Annotated in this window: 21 protein-coding genes; 1 reads left to right on the forward strand and 20 read right to left on the reverse strand. The window is 41.0% G+C overall.

Translation table 11 applies throughout. The features are described from left to right. Positions 1-181: 181 nt before the first annotated feature. From NSU13_RS10460 to NSU13_RS10490, 7 genes are all read right to left on the reverse strand, one after another. Positions 182-907 (reverse strand): hypothetical protein, encoded by a 726-nt coding sequence (locus NSU13_RS10460; RefSeq protein WP_041117833.1) that lies wholly within the window; start codon positions 905-907, stop codon positions 182-184. A gap of 18 nt (positions 908-925) precedes the next feature. Next, positions 926-1,129: a DUF2768 domain-containing protein gene (locus NSU13_RS10465; RefSeq protein ID WP_034280421.1), complete on the reverse strand. Its 204-nt coding sequence runs from the start codon at positions 1,127-1,129 to the stop codon at positions 926-928. 266 nt (positions 1,130-1,395) lie between these two features. Then, positions 1,396-2,433, reverse strand: coding sequence for an NAD(P)H-dependent glycerol-3-phosphate dehydrogenase (locus NSU13_RS10470; RefSeq protein WP_024428086.1), 1,038 nt, complete (start codon positions 2,431-2,433; stop codon positions 1,396-1,398). 14 nt (positions 2,434-2,447) lie between these two features. Continuing rightward, complete coding sequence (gene der / locus NSU13_RS10475) at positions 2,448-3,758, reverse strand: ribosome biogenesis GTPase Der (RefSeq protein WP_034280419.1); 1,311 nt, start codon at positions 3,756-3,758, stop codon at positions 2,448-2,450. A 159-nt stretch (positions 3,759-3,917) separates the two neighbouring features. Next, complete coding sequence (locus NSU13_RS10480; RefSeq protein ID WP_008344527.1) at positions 3,918-4,112, reverse strand: hypothetical protein; 195 nt, start codon at positions 4,110-4,112, stop codon at positions 3,918-3,920. Positions 4,113-4,118: 6 nt separating this feature from the next. Then, positions 4,119-5,003 (reverse strand): YIEGIA family protein, encoded by an 885-nt coding sequence (locus tag NSU13_RS10485; protein ID WP_024422816.1) that lies wholly within the window; start codon positions 5,001-5,003, stop codon positions 4,119-4,121. Next, positions 5,000-5,542: a hypothetical protein gene (locus NSU13_RS10490; RefSeq protein ID WP_034280415.1), complete on the reverse strand. Its 543-nt coding sequence runs from the start codon at positions 5,540-5,542 to the stop codon at positions 5,000-5,002. Before NSU13_RS10490 ends, NSU13_RS10485 begins: the two co-directional genes overlap by 4 nt. Positions 5,543-5,722: 180 nt before the next feature. Here NSU13_RS10490 and NSU13_RS10495 point away from each other — a divergent pair, with 180 nt between their 5' ends. Continuing rightward, positions 5,723-5,854, forward strand: coding sequence for a YpzI family protein (locus NSU13_RS10495; RefSeq protein WP_064497540.1), 132 nt, complete (start codon positions 5,723-5,725; stop codon positions 5,852-5,854). Positions 5,855-6,070: 216 nt separating this feature from the next. On the opposite strand, the gene fni is transcribed toward NSU13_RS10495, so the two are convergent. From fni to NSU13_RS10560, 13 genes are all read right to left on the reverse strand, one after another. Continuing rightward, positions 6,071-7,126 (reverse strand): type 2 isopentenyl-diphosphate Delta-isomerase, encoded by a 1,056-nt coding sequence (fni, locus tag NSU13_RS10500; RefSeq protein WP_065214679.1) that lies wholly within the window; start codon positions 7,124-7,126, stop codon positions 6,071-6,073. A gap of 14 nt (positions 7,127-7,140) precedes the next feature. Then, positions 7,141-8,292, reverse strand: coding sequence for a 30S ribosomal protein S1 (gene rpsA, locus NSU13_RS10505; RefSeq protein ID WP_024422818.1), 1,152 nt, complete (start codon positions 8,290-8,292; stop codon positions 7,141-7,143). A 223-nt stretch (positions 8,293-8,515) separates the two neighbouring features. Beyond that, positions 8,516-9,193 (reverse strand): (d)CMP kinase, encoded by a 678-nt coding sequence (gene cmk, locus NSU13_RS10510; protein ID WP_024428083.1) that lies wholly within the window; start codon positions 9,191-9,193, stop codon positions 8,516-8,518. A gap of 71 nt (positions 9,194-9,264) precedes the next feature. Further along, on the reverse strand, positions 9,265-9,447 hold the full coding sequence (locus NSU13_RS10515) for a DUF5359 family protein (RefSeq protein ID WP_024422820.1): 183 nt from the start codon (positions 9,445-9,447) through the stop codon (positions 9,265-9,267). 63 nt (positions 9,448-9,510) lie between these two features. Next, positions 9,511-10,158 carry a flagellar brake domain-containing protein gene (locus tag NSU13_RS10520; protein WP_252049541.1) on the reverse strand — a complete coding sequence of 216 codons (648 nt, stop codon included), beginning with the start codon at positions 10,156-10,158 and terminating at the stop codon, positions 9,511-9,513. Positions 10,159-10,260: 102 nt separating this feature from the next. Then, entirely contained in the window at positions 10,261-11,610 is a 1,350-nt protein-coding gene (ypeB, locus tag NSU13_RS10525) for a germination protein YpeB (protein ID WP_101676906.1), read from the reverse strand. A gap of 16 nt (positions 11,611-11,626) precedes the next feature. Then, positions 11,627-12,538: a spore cortex-lytic enzyme gene (gene sleB / locus NSU13_RS10530; RefSeq protein ID WP_101676905.1), complete on the reverse strand. Its 912-nt coding sequence runs from the start codon at positions 12,536-12,538 to the stop codon at positions 11,627-11,629. Between the two features lie 133 nt (positions 12,539-12,671). Further along, positions 12,672-13,328 carry a glutamic-type intramembrane protease PrsW gene (gene prsW, locus NSU13_RS10535; RefSeq protein WP_024422824.1) on the reverse strand — a complete coding sequence of 219 codons (657 nt, stop codon included), beginning with the start codon at positions 13,326-13,328 and terminating at the stop codon, positions 12,672-12,674. A gap of 155 nt (positions 13,329-13,483) precedes the next feature. Next, complete coding sequence (locus tag NSU13_RS10540; RefSeq protein WP_034280402.1) at positions 13,484-14,455, reverse strand: YpdA family putative bacillithiol disulfide reductase; 972 nt, start codon at positions 14,453-14,455, stop codon at positions 13,484-13,486. Between the two features lie 124 nt (positions 14,456-14,579). After that, positions 14,580-15,854, reverse strand: coding sequence for a Glu/Leu/Phe/Val dehydrogenase (locus NSU13_RS10545; RefSeq protein WP_007500982.1), 1,275 nt, complete (start codon positions 15,852-15,854; stop codon positions 14,580-14,582). A 196-nt stretch (positions 15,855-16,050) separates the two neighbouring features. Further along, positions 16,051-16,629, reverse strand: coding sequence for a genetic competence negative regulator (locus tag NSU13_RS10550; protein ID WP_024428080.1), 579 nt, complete (start codon positions 16,627-16,629; stop codon positions 16,051-16,053). A gap of 165 nt (positions 16,630-16,794) precedes the next feature. Continuing rightward, the gene (locus NSU13_RS10555; RefSeq protein WP_034280400.1) at positions 16,795-17,583 is read right to left on the reverse strand and encodes a metallophosphoesterase; all 789 of its coding nucleotides are present in this window, start codon (positions 17,581-17,583) and stop codon (positions 16,795-16,797) included. Positions 17,584-17,670: 87 nt separating this feature from the next. Further along, the gene (locus NSU13_RS10560; protein WP_070326536.1) at positions 17,671-18,126 is read right to left on the reverse strand and encodes a DUF2663 family protein; all 456 of its coding nucleotides are present in this window, start codon (positions 18,124-18,126) and stop codon (positions 17,671-17,673) included. Positions 18,127-18,178 lie beyond the last annotated feature (52 nt).

Genomic DNA, 18,178 nt, shown 5'->3' on the forward strand with positions numbered 1-18,178 from the left:
TCCTCGTTTTCAAATGAAATACTCTATTCTTCAATCAAACTGTGCTTGAAAGGTGTCTGGACAATATATGTGTATGACGTTGTCCTATTTGAATATGACACCTTTTTGTTTTGAGAGTAAGTTTAGCCATAAAAAAACCTTTCTCCTCATTTATATGCAGAGGAAAAAGGTTCATTCTTGTTTATGACGTCTTTTTTTCTAAAAAGGCAGGCTCACCTTTTTTGTTGATGGTATATGGGACAGAAAACGCGGGTACAAACGGGGTTTCCTGCCAATATACATCCTGAATGTTTTCACCTGGTTTCAGCTTTTGCTTCGTATTCTTCAAAATATGAGCAAAATCACTGCGGTAGTCCACATAGATGTCACCGTTTGATGAAATCAGTAATGGGAGGGAATTCCCTGTCACAGGACTTATCACCGCAGGCGGCGATTTTAATCCTAGTTTTTTTTCATTTAACGTATATAAATTGGCTGATACGACTTTGCCGTATGGCGGATATGTATGTTCATCTTGATACACCTTGATTCTAAGCCGTAATTCATTGATGGTCTGCGTCATTTTGACATCAAGCAGTTTCACAGTGGGTTTCTTTTCGACGTCTGTGAGGACATAAATATATTCGCCCCCGCCTTCATAAGATGTAGACGGTACATCGTGTAAATATCTTGGTGACAAGCGCTTAAAGTCGATGACATATTTCTGATAAACCGGCGTGTCTGCTTCTTTTGTTTCTATAGGCAGAAGACCATTTGTTGCTTTTTGAAATTCCTCAATCGCTGTCTGTACACTTTGCAGCTGCTCTTCGTATGGCACCCGGTTCTCAGCTTTGCGATTTTCTGGATACAGACATCCTGTTAATAAAATAAGTGCTAACAGCGTGACACTGACTTTTGCTTTGATCATCACATTCTTCCTTTTTCTTTATTCATTAACCGGTCCGCTAAAGACAACTAAAAACACAATGATACCTGATATCAGCATCAAGCTGTACGCAACGGTCGAGGCCGTTATTTTAAGAAATTTGCTTTTCAGCTTAAACCTGCTGAAATAAATGGTTACTACAGCTAAAAACATGAGCCCCATTGAACCAAGCGCAAACCACATCTTGATTAAAGCAAAACTCATCGTGCCTGTCCCCCTTCAAAACGAACGAATTGTAAGCGTTTATATTTCATTTTAAACCAAAAATAAGGTAAATATCAATCATTTTTCCAATCATTCAGAAAAAAGCGCATAAAAAAACTGAAGCAAAGAGGGGGACTCTGCTTCAGTCATTGGATCGACTATTTTCCTCATTCTGTAGAGGCAAAGCTCTATTCAAACTTCATTGCTATGTTATGCAAGTCTTCCCCTTCTTGCATCCTCTACATGCCTAAGTTCAGTCTTTCCTTTTATTTTGTTTGGTTTTCAAACATGTTCACAAGGTCTTCCATCTCATGTGTTTTCACACGTGCCATCAATGATTCTACAGCATCGTCAACCTTTTTCCCTTCAAACAGGACGCCGTAAAGAGCCTCTGTAATCGGCATGCTGACCTTGTATTCTTTTGAGAGCTGATAAGCGCCTTTTGTTGTGCGGACGCCTTCGACAACCATGCCCATTTTTTCAAGCACTTCTTCGAGCTTGTATCCTTTACCGAGTAAATTCCCGCAGCGCCAGTTACGCGAATGAACACTTGTACATGTCACGATCAAATCACCAACGCCTGTTAATCCGGCAAATGTAAGGGGATTCCCTCCCATTTTCGTGCCAAGACGTGCGATTTCAGCAAGTCCTCTAGTGATAAGCGCCGCTTTTGCATTGTCACCATATCCAAGTCCGTCTGTGATACCAGCCGCAAGAGCAATGATATTTTTCAATGCGCCGCCAATTTCCACCCCAATCACATCAGGGTTGGTGTACACTCTAAAATGATTGTTCATGAACAAATCTTGAACAAATTGAGCTGCTTCAATGTTTTCTGACGAGACAGTGACAGTTGTCGGATGACGCAGACCTACTTCTTCTGCATGACTCGGCCCTGATAGGACAACGACAGCCTCTCTTTTCTCAGATGGAACTTCTTGTTCAATCATTTGAGAAATTCTAAGAAGTGTATCTGGTTCAATTCCCTTACTGACATGGACAAATGGCACCTTCGATGAGATCAGCTCATTTGCCTGCTTCAATACCTCACGAATGGCCTTTGTTGGCACAGCGACAATAACCGCCTCTGTCCCCTCTAAAGCCTGCTTCATATCGGTTGTCGCCTGAATAGACGCTGGCAGTTCGACATTTGGCAAGTAATCATGATTTTCATGTTTCTCATTGATTTGATCAATGAGCTCTTGTCTATGTCCCCACATGTGTACATCATGATGATTATCAGCTAATACAAGCGCAAGAGCTGTTCCCCAGCTGCCTGCTCCAAGTACTGAAATTTTCTTCATCCTGCTCACCCTTTTTATTTTCTCGCTCTCGCAAATATTTTAATTGGTGTTCCTTCAAAACCAAATGCATCTCGAATGCGGTTTTCTAGAAAACGCTCATAAGAAAAGTGCATAAGCTCTGGATCGTTGACAAACACAACAAAGGAAGGAGGCTTAATGGCCACCTGTGTTGCATAGTAAATCTTTAGGCGCTGTCCATTATGGGTCGGCGTTGGATTCATCGCCACCGCATCCATGATGATATCATTTAAAATATTGGTTTGAACGCGCATTGCATGGTTTTCGCTTGCTGTGATAATAGACGGCATTAATGTATGAATTCTCTTTTTCGTAAGAGCAGACATAAACAAGACAGGTGCATAATCAAGGAACTGAAAATGCTCGCGGATGTTTTGCTCAAATTCCTTCATCGTGCGCTCATCTTTTTCAACAGCATCCCATTTGTTCACAATGATGACAACAGCTTTACCAGCTTCGTGTGCATAGCCCGCAATTCGTTTATCCTGCTCAATAATGCCTTCCTCGCCGTCAAGTACAACAGCGACAACATCAGAGCGGTCAATGGCTTTTAATGCACGAAGTACACTGTATTTCTCTGTTGTTTCATATACTTTCCCTTTTTTCCTCATACCTGCTGTATCGACAATGACAAAGTCACGCTGATTGTACGTAAACATCGTATCGACAGCATCTCTTGTTGTACCAGCAATGTTGCTGACAATGACGCGGTCTTCTCCGAGCATCGCATTCACTAAAGAAGATTTTCCTACATTCGGGCGGCCAATTAAGCAGAACTGAACAACTTCTTCAGCATATTGCGTATCCGGTAAGTTCTTAAAGTGTTCTGCCACTGCATCAAGCAGATCACCAAGACCTAATCCGTGCGTTCCAGAAATCGGAAACGGCTCGCCAAATCCGAGTGCATAAAAGTCATACACATCGCTTCTCATTTCAGGGTTGTCCAGTTTATTGACAGCAAGTACAACTGGCTTTTTCGTACGATATAAAATTTTTGCGACTTCTTCATCCGCAGATGTCACGCCATCTCGGCCATTCACCATAAAGATAATGACATCCGCTTCATCCATTGCGATTTCTGCCTGATGGCGAATTTGCGCCAAGAATGGCTCATCTCCAATATCAATTCCACCAGTATCTATTAAATTAAAGTCATAATTTAACCATTCAGCAGAGCTATAGATTCGATCTCTTGTTACACCAGGTGTGTCTTCTACAATCGATATTCTTTCGCCTGCGATTCGATTAAAAATTGTAGATTTTCCAACGTTGGGCCTTCCAACAATGGCTACGACAGGTTTACCCATAGTACCCTTCCTTTCAATCCAGCCGCGATTCAATATGTTCATCATCATGTTTCAACCGGGATTTATAATTTTCATTCAGTTTTATGAAATAAACCCTTCAAACATGAAGGGTTCAACTTATATATTATATCAATTTTTAATCAGACCACAATGAATAACTTAAAAATGTTTGACAATCAAGTAAAGATCTTCTCCAATGCCGTGTGCAATTCCATCTAAAATGGCCTCTAAATTCATGGCATACATGTCGAGCTCTTCTTTATTTTCACAGAAAAAAACCGCTGTTCCGCCAATGACCCGCTCTTTATTAGTTGTCGCCACAGCCAATATAAATTGTTCAATGGTGTTCGCCATATCTCGTTACCTCACTTTCTTTTTAATGAAATCTGTCGGCATTCTAATGGCATTTTCTAAAATAGGCACCTCTTCTAATACACGGACAGCCAAATCTTCACGCTGCCATTGCGGTAATATGAACACACCAAGTGTACCGGTATTCAGATCACGTTTTGCGAGCGGACAGAGCGATGGTTCACCAGAATCGCGGTACACGCCAAGCACGTTTGATAAATCAAATAAAATGGCTTGCCGCTGTCCAAGGTTGGCAATCGTTGTAGCAGAGTTGAAATTTTTCGGCGTCAAGATAAAGCCCATCCCATGCTCTAAAATGAGCTTTTGCTTTTCAGGCAGCCCGATATTCATAATGTATATATCATTCACATAAAGCCCTGCCCCATCAAAGCGAAGTTCCCCTTTTTGAATGCTGACGATATCCTTTAATTGACTGCCTGACATTAATAGCTTTGCCATGAAAAAACAAAGAATACCGACTACTGTTCCAACAACAAGCGAGAAGAAAATACAGGCTGTCGTTGTAATAAGTGCAGTGAGAATGGCAATATAATTTCGACTTTCAAAGGCAATGGCAATGCCTTCTATATATGTACTGCCTCGTGAGACAAGCTCATACGAATCCATTTGGGTTAACGTATTTCTTTCCATATTTCGGACATCTCGAAATTGTGTGGCTGCCAAAGTGAGAAAGGTAATCGCTGTAAATTCCTCCTGAATTAGTGCAGGCATAATGATCGCACCTAATCCTGACGCAATAAAACCAAGTGCAATGTGAATCACTTGTCCATGAATATACGTCGGGTATTGCCGGTAATCCGTTCTTAACATGTAAAGTCTGGCCGCCATCCCAAAGATGACACCAATAATCACAGGAAACGTATAGTCTGTCATGTTGATTTTGCAGCCCCTTTTACTGATTTTCTTGATGAACGGGCGTTTAAGAGCTTTTCAAGCTGATCGACACCTAATAGGAAGACCGCTCCTTGTACAACGAAGGAAAGAAAAGAGAGATCCCCTAGGACAATTGATGATGTGAGGCGGTGAATCGTCAGCGCATAAAGGGCTTCGCCGAGACATACTGACATCATCCATAAGGTGATTCTTTCCGTTAACGGCTGTCCATATGTCATACACATTAAGATCAGCAGGGCAAATACGACCCAATCCACCTTTATTATCGTGAACCAAACAGGGTCATATAATGCAAACATCATAAAAAAGGCATAAGCGCTCACCATCGAGCCCAATTGCATGATTCTCATCATTCGGTAACTAGGCCTATATATGACGAAAGCAGCACATGCATATAAAAAAGTCATCAAGAATCCCGCATTGATGCTCATATCTAAAACGGATATCATGATATGACTGAATATAATATGGACAAGTACACAGATGCCCAGCACGCTGCGCCACAAACTTTTTTCCATGATAAATGTCACCATAATCCAAACGAACCATATAGACCAATAATAGTACAAAGCCTCCAACGCCTCATCACCTCAATTACATTATGGGAAAATCTCCAATTTTTAAACATGCGGATCGTTACCGGCTCTGTATGAAATAAACAAGCGGTGACACCCTAATAACCTGAGGAGGGATACATGATGGGAAAAGATAGACAGGAAAAACGTTTAAAGGCGTCAAAAAGAGTGGAATCTGACCGCGATCAATCCATTCATCATAAAGGTGCAACTGCATTAGAAGGTCCAGAAAGCGCTCGAAAAAGAAATCAATAAAAAAAGGCATGTGATAATCACATGCCTTAGATTTATTGACAAAGGGCTAAAATGTTCTTTATTTTGGATCTTTGTCTTCTTTTCAGCGTGATAGAAAACCTTTGCAGCCCTAGGAAGGGCGAGTACCGGGGCGGAGCGAATTTGGCATTCGTGAGCACCGGCACGCAGGACTGACACCGAATGCGAGGGTTTGTCTACGCGCTGAGGCATGTGATATCACATGCCTCTCTGACTATAGTACGTTGTGTCAACGCCTCTTTCTTTGAGCCAATGACTTGTTTCCCCTGAGATCACAACTTGAGCCTGTCTCAGTTCTTCAATCGTCTTCACGCCAAGCACTGTCATCATCATCTTGATATCTTCTTGAAGTTCCATGATATCTGCGATGAGGCCGCTTTCTCCTCCACTGGTCAATGATTTTAAGAAAAATCCAGCTAGACCAGCAGCAGATGCGCCAAGAGCCATTGATTTGGTTACATCAAGAGCATCTTGAATACCTCCGGAGGCTAAAATCGTTTGATTCTGAAAGGCTGTATGTACTTCAGCAAGACTCGCTGCAGTTGGAATTCCCCATTGATCAAAGTAACGAAGTGCTTTTTGGCGTCGGAGATTTTCAATCTTGGAGAAGTTCGTCCCACCAAATCCGCCTACATCAACGGCTGCAACCCCAGCATGAAATAACTTTCCTGCCGTCTCCTTGCTCATGCCAAACCCGACTTCTTTTACAACAACAGGCACACCAACAGATTCAACGATCGCTGCAATCCGCTCAAGCGCCCCTCTGAAATCGCGATCGCCTTCAGGCATGACAATCTCTTGGATGACATTCAGATGAATTTGGAGCATATTTGCCTCGAGCATGTTGACTGCTTCTTGAGCTTGCTTCATTGTCGCTTCACTGCCTAAATTCGCAAAGACAATTCCATCCGGATTGACTTTACGAACGACTTCATATGTTCGTCTTTCTTCTTTATCTTTCAGTGCAGCCATTTGTGATCCAACTGCTACTGGGATATTGGTCTCCTTCGCTGCGATCGATAAAGAGCGGTTGATCTCATAGGTGGATTCTCCGCCTCCGCCAGTCATTGCATTGATAAAAATTGGCGAACCGAAAGTCAGTCCGCCAATTGTCGTTTGTGTATCAATTTGTGATGTCGCAAGATCTGGTAAACTGGCGTGAACGAAGGAAACATCATCTAAACCTGTTGCTGCATGCTGGCCAGTGGACAACGCATGCTCAATATGCTGCTTCTTTCTTTCTGCTCGCGTCAATTTTGATCACCAAATTATTTTAGTTTATTGAGTTTATCGCCGATCAGATCACCAAGCTGGAATCCGCTTGTGTTTTCTTCTTTCGCCTGATATTGACGATAATCCTCTTCGATTTGTTTTTCAGGATTTTCTTCTAAATCACGGATGCTTAGTGAAATGCGCTCTTCGTCTTCATTCACATCAAGCACTTTCACTTTCACAGTCTGCCCTTCTTCAAGGACTTCTTGCGGCGTGCCGATATGTTTATGAGAGATTTGGGAAATATGCACAAGTCCTTCTACACCTGGCAGAATTTCAACAAATGCACCAAAGCTCACAAGACGTTGAACGGTTCCTTCAAGCACATCACCTTGTTTTACCTTTTCACCAATTTGGCTCCAAGGTCCTGGTAATGTTTCTTTAATAGATAGTGAGATACGTTCGTTATCACGATCAACAGCAAGTACTTTGACCTTGACTTCCTGTCCTTCTTCTACTACGTCAGATGGCTTTTCTACATGCGCATGGGATAGTTGAGAAATGTGAACTAATCCGTCAATGCCGCCAATGTCAACAAATGCACCAAAATCAGTAAGCCGCTGCACTTTACCATCAATCACACTGCCTACTTCAAGCTTTTGCAGGAAGTCTTGCTTTTTGTCTAATTGCTCTTGCTCAACGACTGCACGGTGCGAGAGAATCACGCGATTTTTTTCGCGGTCAAGTTCTACCACGACAAGTGAGAGTGTTTTCCCTTTGTAATCTGTGAAGTCTTCTACATAGTGTGCTTCTACAAGAGATGCAGGAATAAATCCGCGCACACCAATGTCAACGACAAGGCCACCTTTTACAACGTCTTTTACTTCAGCTTCAAATACTTCTTTTGTTTCAAACTTTTTCTCTAGGTCTTCCCAAGCGCGGTCTGCATCAACAGCACGTTTAGATAAAATCAAAGCATCGTCTTCGACCTTTGTTACTTTAAGCTCTAATTCGTCGCCATCTTTCACGACATCTGATGCTTTTTCAACGTGAAGACTTGATAATTCACTGATTGGGATGATACCAGGTTGTTTCACATTGACGATATCTACATTAACATGCTTGTCCTCAACTTTAGAAACAATTCCTTTCACTACATCTCCAACCTCTGGTACCTGAACATCGATTTGATTCATTTCCTCTGTCATTTCGATAACCTCCTTGGTCCAAACCTACACAGCTTAGTTAAAACGACTGGGCGAATATGTGTCTTAAGCATGATGATTGCCAGCCGAATATGTATTATAGAAACATTCAAATCAATATAATTGCTTGAATGATCAATAAAAATAGTATTAGTATAAACTTCTAATAAAAGACCTTGTTTGTCAAGAGATAAACCTCTAACTTATAAAAGTTTTCTAAAATTTCTTACTGTTTCTCCACGCGGTCTGCTGCATCTAAAATTTTCCCTGCCACCTCTTGAATAGAAAGGGAAGTGGTGTCAATTTCAATGGCGTCATCCGCTTTCTTCAAAGGTGAAACTTCGCGCTCAGAATCAAGCTTATCGCGTCTTGCAATCTCTTCGATCAGCTGATCGTAATTGACATCGTAGCCTTTTTTCTGATTCTCTTCAAAGCGGCGTTTTGCTCTTTCTTCTACTGATGCAAGCAAGAAAATTTTCACTTCAGCATCTGGAAGTACATGAGTGCCTATGTCTCTTCCGTCCATAACGACGCCGCCTCGTTTGCCAAGCTCTTGCTGCCTGCGGACCATTTCTTCCCGAACAGCTCTGTGCTTTGCAACAACCGATACCTGGTTGCTTACGCGGTCTGTGCGAATATCCTCTGTGACATCCGTATTGTTTAGATGGACTTTTTGACCCTCGTCTGTTGTTACTAGTTCAATGACCGTTTTTTTCAGTAATGAATCAAGTGCCTGTTCGTCTTCAAGGTCTACACCTTGATTGAGTGCCGCAAGTGTAATCGCGCGGTACATAGCACCTGTATCAATATAAATATATGATTTTTTGGCTGCGACAATTTTTGCCACAGTGCTTTTGCCTGCTGCTGCAGGACCGTCAATTGCAATAGATAATTTCTTTTTCATAATACCTCTCCTTGATTGAATCTCCCTTATGAATTGTAACACGATCACCGCTCAAACGGGGGAATTTTCTATCAATCCTTCTGCTTAAACGTTTCAATCCATTCTTCAATACTCATGTTATTCACACCCTCATACTGCACGACTTTTGACAAAAAAAGCTCTCCTTTCGTCAAATGAAGTGTAATCTGAACAGTTAGCAATAAAACAAGCTGAATGAGCACCACTTTCAATAACCATCTTTCCATTGTCTTCATACAAAAAGCCTCCACGCTAGATTCTTTCCTCTCTAGTATGGAAGCTTTTTACACCCTTTATTCTTATGCTTTTTTCACACGTGTTAAAAGCTGCTGCTGGAAGCAGTATTTCATGATGTGCTGCTGGTGATCATTTGTGATCTCTGAAAACTCCATGATCGCTCTTGTTTTGCCAGACTGTTCATCTTGATATACTCGATTCATCTCTGCAACCGCTTTTATTTTCACGGGCTCTTTTAGGGGAAGTTCAAACTCTGTGACCACTTCTCCATATTCTTTCAATGACACGCCCTCAGGAACAGAAATTGCTACGCCGCCAGCACTCATATTCACAATAAACGTTTCAAAGGCCTCTTCATCCGTTTGCATAATGGTGGCTTTGACCATCGTATCCACTCTCAGATATTCTCTTCGCTGAAGCCGAATCATTTTTTCTTTTGGCGGAATGGAAATAACAATCATCGGGATATCTTCTTTTCTTTTTCCGATGACTTCGCTTGTACATTTGTATGGAATTTGGTTTTCGTCAAAAAAGAAGACGGTGATTTCTGTTTGCTGGTTTAAGTAGATGGTGCGTCCCGTTTCTTTATCAGCTGGATAATTAATGCAAATATCATCGTTATTATTTTCCAAAACCTTCGATTTTGCTGTTTTCACTTCTTTGTTCTCATTGACATATTCAATTGTGATTGCATCCCCTATTTGTAACATTCCTCATCACTCTTTTCATCTGTGAAATCGTACCCTCTCCTATATTAAACCATGTCTAAAACAAAAGGAAAAGACTTATTAGCCTTTTCCTCGTTTCCTTTTCTATAGGTCTTTATATATAGGTTCTGCGTTTTTTAGTTTATCTACTCGTTCTTCTTTTCCAGTATCTGCATTAATGAACATGCGATACGTATCGTTTTTTATCGTTCCGAGGAACTCATAGCACAGAACTTCCTCTGACATATCATTTTGCACAATCGCTAAATGAGTATCTTCAATCTGTACATGCTGATTTAATGTTTTCTTCGCTTCTTTTTGCGAGATTTTAGGTGATTTAATGTCACGTGTTTTATGATTCGTTAAATAATCCTTCGCTGAAAACCCAACAACCTCACCATCGTCCAATGCGACTTTCATGCGTATACTATCTGGATAAAGCAGAACATTTTTCTGAAGAGGAACATAGGTAAATACACCGATATTATCAAATTGTGCACTTTCATCTAAATGGAACGATTCTGTGTCAAACCCTTGCTTCTTTAAAAAGCTGAGTGCTTTTTCTGATGCATCATTTAAACTGATTTTCTGTTTTTTCACGTCACGATTCTGAAGAAGGTAAACTGGGTGTCCTCCTTTTTCAGTTAAGTCTAAATAAAAGTTTGCATGGCTGTCTGGATCAGACATCGATAAGCTGTACACGTCGCGATTGGTTTTGCTGCCGCTTTTTCTCACTTTAAAATGTTGATTATGGTCGGGTGTGAATTGCTGTGCAATGCGGATCGCTTCTTTTTTTGAAATCTTATCGCCTTTTAAATGATTGTATCCTTGTGTTTCTTTTTCTGTGGACACATTTGTAGGCCCAAGATCGACATCTGCAAATGCATCTGCATTTCTCTCGACTGTTTTCAGCCCGTCAATGATGGTGTTGTCGTTCTTTCGATCGCCGTCAGCGAGCGCCATTTCAACATCCATCCATTTTAAGTTTTTATTAAGTACGAGGTGCTGCACTTGTCTAAGTTCGTTTTGGATATCTGACGCTTGATTATATAGAGCTGTAATGGTTTTGTGTGTATCTTTATTTAATGGTTCATCTGATAAAGATTTGACTGATGATTTGTAGCTAAAGTCTCCGACATTCGCCAGAAATTCTTCCGTTTTATTAAAAGGCATCAATGTAAGCGGGAGCTGGCTGACATTGTTATGCGCTTCTGATGACATTCTCCATACATCTGCAAGTGCTGGTGAGATGGATGTTTGGCTGTTCATCGCAAGTGTTGCGCCCAGTTTGTCATGCAGCTGATCCACCTGATACGTTAAATCGTGGAAGGCTCTTTGGTAGTTGTTCTCAGCATGAAGCAGGACGGCGTCTTTTTCTTGATGTTCTTTATAGCCCCAGTAACCTGTTGAGATGACAGCAATTCCTAAAATAGCAATCAATATTCCTCTGATCATTTATTTACACCCCTTTTTATTCGCAGAATATATGTTTCCCGATTCGTTTAATTTGTGGTCTTCCCCAAATCCATGGACTTGTTGCTGTATCAGGATTAAAGTAATAGATGGCGCTCTCAGATGGATCCCAGCCATTGATTGCATCAAATACTGCTTTTTTTGCCGTTTCATCTGGCGTCATATAAAATTGCCCATCTGCTACAGCAGTAAACGCAAGCGGTTCAAAAATGACTCCTGCGATCGTATTTGGAAAGGTCGGATTGTTCAAGCGGTTTAAGATAACGGACGCGATGGCCACCTGTCCTTCATACGGCTCACCTCTTGCTTCACTGTAAACAGCTTGCGACAAGAGCTGAATGTCATTACTAGAAAAACCACCAGGCATGTTGGCTGCTGTTTGTTTTGGTGTTTGATTTCCCTGCTGGCTGCCTGACTGATTGCCGGACTTCCCAGATGATCCACTTTGACTTTTTTGATTTTCTTTTGTACCTTGGGCTGTCTTTTTTTGCGAGCTTTTTTGCGCAGGAGCCTTTGTTTGCTGATCAAGAGGCTTTCCGCCATAATGGGTAAACTGGTTCCCTTGCTGCAGCTGTTTTTGAACAAACTCTTTGTAGTATTTCGTCTTTTGAACTAATAAGTTTTTTGTTTTCTCACCTACAAGTCCATCGACCTTCTTCATGCCAAATTGGCTTTGAAAGTTGCGAACGGCCCAGTACGTCCCCCAGCCATAGACGCCATCGATTTTGCCATTGTAAAACCCATTGTATTGGAGCCGCGCTTGCAGCTCGACTACATCTTCTCCTGTTGCCCCGCGCTGGATGACTTGGCCGGTGAATGCTTCACTTTTACTGGCTGTCAAAAGTGAAGACGCAAGAAGAACGATTGAGAAGATAAGAACAATTTGTTTCATGAAACGAGCTTTATCCATATTTGATCCTCCTGTACTTTTGATGTTTGAATATATGTTTCTTCCGATCCCTATTTTTATACATTCAACACAGGAGAGAATTGGATGGAAAAGACAAAAAAACGCCCTATAAACAAATAGGACGTTTTCCAAATTAAATTTGCACCATTTTTACCGCACGGGCTTTTTTTGCTTTCCTTAAACCAAACCACCATAAAAAAATCATGAACGGCACCATGATATATCCCCAGTTTTTCATCCCTAATAGAATGAAATCATACAGGCCGTGAAACAGCACAGGGAGCGTTAAAGAAAGGATCAGCCATTTGCGCTGCTCTTTTTTATCAGAGAAGCGGGCTTTTCCGATATAAAATCCCATCACAACACCAAATAATGCGTGACTTGATACAGGTAATAAAGCACGGGTAAACGCATATTCGACCCCGTGGCCGACTAAGTAAAGGATATTTTCAAGTGTTGCAAAACCAAGTGAGACACTCGTTCCATACACAATTCCGTCATAGTGTTCGTCAAACTGGGCATGTGCATAAACGCTGACCATTAAAATAAACCATTTTAATGATTCCTCTAAAAAGCCCGACGTCACAAATGAAATCAAGATAGGATTTGTTGCAATATTTTCCTCTTGAAGGACATATTGAATAAACATGGTTGGAAACACAAGTATGACACCTAGCATAAAAGATCTGATGACCATGTGAACCGGCTCATTGTCGTACTGATCTTTCAAATAAAAATAACTTAAAAGTGCGATGCCGGGAGCTAAACCTGCTGAGATGATTGCGATCATAACCAGACCTCTTTCCCTACATTATCCTTCATTATCGTACCATGATTTACCCTTTTTTTATATGACTCGGGCCCATTTTTCTAAAAATACCTTTCTATATAATCCCAATTTATAAAAAAAAGAACCGAACCCCTTTGAAGGATTCAGTTCTTTTTTTATCCGTTAATTCTTTTTTTGATTTCTTCTGCAATGAGTCCGCCATGAAATCTTCCATTTTCGATAAAAATTTCATTGGCATTATTTCCAGCTGCAATGACTCCTGCAATGAAAATGCCTTCAACATTCGTTTCCATCGTCTCTTCATCAAATGCTGGACGGCCTGATTCTTGGTCAATCGTGACACCCATTTTTTCTAAGAAAGAATGATCTGGGTGATAGCCAGTCATGGCAAATACATAGTCACTTTTCACTCGATCCGTTTGATTTTGCTGGTTTGTGAAGATCACATCTTCTTCTGTGATTTCTTTCACCTGCGCACCAAACTCCATTCGAATCGTTCCATTACGGACAAGCGCTTCAAACTCTGGTAAAATCCAAGGCTTGATGCTGGATGAATATTCAGTTCCTCTATACAGCACAGTGACTCTGCTTCCGCATTTCACAAGTTCTAACGCAGCATCAACACTGGAGTTCTTCCCGCCGATCACCGTCACATCTTTATCAAAATATGGATGTCCTTCTTTAAAATAGTGATATACGTGGGGAAGGTCTTCTCCTTTGACGTTCATATAGTTTGGATGATCATAGTAGCCAGTCGCAATGACGACGTAATCACATGCATAGTCGTCTTTTGATGTATTCACCGTAAAACGGCCATCTTGTTTCGTCACGGCGTTTACTTTTTCAAAAGCATGCACACGCAGTTTTTTTCGTCTGACGACCTCTCGGTAATAGGAAAGCGCCTGAATACGAACGGGCTTACGGTTTTCAGTAATAAAAGCAACATCACCGATTTCAAGCTTTTCACTTGTACTAAAAAAGGTTTGATGTGTTGGGTAATGATAAATACTGTTCACGACATTCCCCTTTTCAATCACAAGTGCATCAATCCCAATTTGCTTGAATGCAATGGCAGCTGATAACCCGCATGGGCCGCCTCCTATTATGATCGCTTTTTCTTGTTTCATTTGTTCCACTCCTGTCATTTCACTGCAATAACAATTGCTGGGCTGTTTGATTCTTTGTTCCATTCCATAAAAAAATCTCCTATTTAAGGATAGGAGATTTTAAGGCGCGATGCAAATCAGCCGCTTAAATCCAGCCTCTGAATCGAGAAGCTTCAGCCATTTTACGTACACCGACCATATATGCAGCAAGACGCATATCAATTCGGCGGTTTTGCGCCATTTCATAAATATTATTAAATGATTTCACCATCATATCTTCTAAACGAGTTTCAACTTCTTCTTCTGTCCAGTAGAACCCTTGGTTATTCTGAACCCATTCAAAGTAAGAAACAGTTACACCACCCGCACTCGCAAGTACGTCTGGAACAAGCAGTACACCACGATCTGAAAGAATTTTGGTTCCTTCCAGTGTCGTTGGGCCATTTGCTGCTTCTACGACAATTTTGGCTTTAATGTTTGCCGCATTATCTTCTGTGATTTGGTTTTCAATGGCTGCAGGTACTAAGATATCACAATCCAGCTCAAGCAGCTCTTGGTTTGTAATTGTATCGTTAAATAGTTTAGTGACGGTTCCAAAGCTGTCACGTCGGTCAAGCAAGTAGTCAATGTCTAGACCATCTTCATCGTATAATCCGCCGTACGCATCTGAAATTCCTACGATTTTTGCTCCAGCATCATACATGAATTTAGCTAAGTAGCTTCCTGCATTTCCGAATCCCTGTACGACAACACGAGCCCCGTTAATGTCAATTCCTTTTTTCTTCGCCGCTTCTTTGATGCAGATCGTCACACCTTTTGCTGTTGCAGTATCACGTCCGTGTGATCCTCCAAGAACAATTGGTTTTCCTGTAATAAATCCTGGCGAGTTAAATTCATCAATTCTAGAATATTCATCCATCATCCATGCCATAATTTGAGAGTTCGTAAACACGTCTGGTGCTGGAACATCTTTTGTTGGTCCAACGATTTGACTGATGGCGCGAACATAGCCGCGGCTTAGTTTTTCAAGCTCTCTGAATGACATTTCTCTTGGATCACAGATAATACCGCCTTTTCCTCCGCCATAAGGAAGATCCACAATTCCACATTTTAAACTCATCCAAATTGAAAGCGCTTTTACTTCTTTTTCCGTAACGTTCGGGTGGAAACGGATTCCGCCTTTTGTTGGACCGACAGCATCATTGTGCTGTGCGCGGTAACCAGTGAAAATTTTCACCGATCCATCATCCATACGTACTGGAATTTTGACCGTTAATAGACGAATTGGCTCCTTCAGCAATTCATACACTTCCTGCGGATACCCTAATTTGTCTAGCGCTTTATGTATGACGGTTTGAGTTGACTTTAAAACATCTAGCTTATCTTCTGCGTTATGAGCGGCGTTTTGATCGGCTGCCATTAAAATAAACCCCCTAGAAATCTTTCATGATCTACTGCTCCCTTTCAAGCAATAGTATACACCTTCGTACTGGTAAAGCAAAGGTAAAAAGCGTTTTTTATCAAAATAAAATATCAGCGTTTATAAATATAAAAAAGGATATAAAAAAATACTGTTGTTTCATCACAACAGTATTAAATATAATAGAAAAAAGTGATTAAAAATACATTTGAATCGTTTTCACAGCATCTTCTTGCATGATCACTTTTCCATATTCTTTTAGCCGGTGAATGGTGAGTGTCGTAGGTGAACCAAACTCTGCTAAAATCGAAATGACTGTATCAGCAGATAATTCTCCAACATCATCCAGGCTGAGGTAATATTGACCTTCATAATGGTAAACTGTACCCCCTAAAAGTCCAATACGACTTAAACTATGGGACAGTTGAATCACATCTTCAAACGAGGCAAATTGATAGAGCACATGCTTACTCTCGTCGAGCTTGACTTGCATCTCAATGTAATCTTCATCAAACTCATCATCAGCATCTTCCTGCTGACTCTTTGTGACAATGACGACCATCCCCTGCGCCTGAAGAGAAAATACTTCAACAGCAATCGGTCCATTCGCTTCAAAACCGAGCTCCTGATTCGCTTCGTTCATCATGTCTTTAAACAGCTGATGGACTTTGAACGAATCTTTCCAAAGGTCTTCTTTCGTAAGACCTCGGTCTGTCAGGTCATCTAGTGTGAGAAAAATTTTGATTTTATTATAATTCAGACGCTCCAGTCGCATAACGTTCCCTCCTGCCTCTTCTAAACACACATCATACTGTAGTATATGAGATGATGAGTCATAGGTTCTTAATTTTGTATTCAGTTTACACTGTGTCAAGACGGAAGACAAGCACGAAGCTAAGCTTACGGTGACTTTTATGGAAAATATTGAGGGTGCCGCAAGTTAACGCGTTTTTAGAGGCATTAAATAGATCAGATGGGTTTCTGGTTCTGCTCCGAGACGCAAGGGAATTTTTGTTGTTCCGTAGCCATTACTAATGAGAAAGAACGCACCTTTGACCTGGCCAGTTCTTCCTTTTTCATACGGTCCAAATTTCCCAATTCGGATCTGTCCCCCATGCGTATGACCGCTCAGGACAAGATCGATTCCTTCTTCTTCACTCATCAAATGATGTACATCTGGATTGTGTGATAAGAGAATATTGACATCATCTTTCACAAACTCAGGCCGTATCGCTTCATAATCTGCTTTTTCAAGCCGAATATCATCAATTCCTCCAATTTTGATTCGCTGCCCTTCGAAATTCCATACAGCCGTTTCATTTTGCAAAGTCGTGACATCGTATGCATGAAGAATTTCTTTAAACCTTTGCTGGTGCAGCTCATGATCATTATTTCCCCAAACAAAATAAACCGGCGCAATTCTTGATAAACGTTTCACATTTTCTTCAATCCTTGCATAGGGTACACCTTTTTCTGCTAAATCTCCGCCAATCATAATCACATCTGGCTCTTCCTGTCTGATTTCTGCTAATAAAGTGTCACTGATGAGACGTCTGTGTGTATCAGAAATAAAGAAAATGACAGCAGGCCGGTCTGATTGAAGTGCTTCTATTGTAAAGTAATGCTTTTTGATGTTGTTTTGTTTTGCCGTTTTCACCATTTTTGCCGTTACACACACACCTGTTGTAACAGCCGCAATGGCGGCAGTAAATCCGATGGCATATTTCATCACAAATGGCTCCCTTACATATCTTTCTTTCATAAGACGCTTGAATGAAAAAAGACGTTTCAACTGTTAAACGTCTTTTTTTCTCATTTATTTACTTTCATAATAGAGATTAATGTCGTATTGCTTCTGCATATAGTGAAAAACCGTCTCGCGCTCTTTCCACTGATTTGATTGCGGCCATAAATCTGTGCTTTTTTGTATAATTTCACATCGAAGCCGATGATATTCATCCTCAGCCTTTTCTTCTTTTTTCTTGTAGTAATAAGAGGCGTAAAAAGCAAAGACTTCAGCCATGATCCAAAACAGAAAAACTTCATGACCAAGCAGTGTGGCAATCATGGCTTCCGGCTGAAGCGAGCCGCCTCCCGCATTTGCCGTGATCACAAAATAAAACAAAAGAATGGCCAGCGATAGAAGGGCTGTCCATTGCCATCTTTTGCACTGCTTGGCAAAGCCCTCATATTTATGCTTTCTTTTGATCAATGTTTCCATCATTTTCCGTGTCGGCTGATCCATATATCGGCTGATTGCGTGCAATGTCATCACATACACCCTGTCCCTTTTTTCTACATATGTATGTGCGTGCTTCTTCATT

Origin of the sequence: Bacillus sp. FSL M8-0049 (assembly GCF_038593355.1) — a bacterium.
Classification (GTDB): Bacteria; Bacillota; Bacilli; order Bacillales; family Bacillaceae; genus Bacillus; species Bacillus safensis.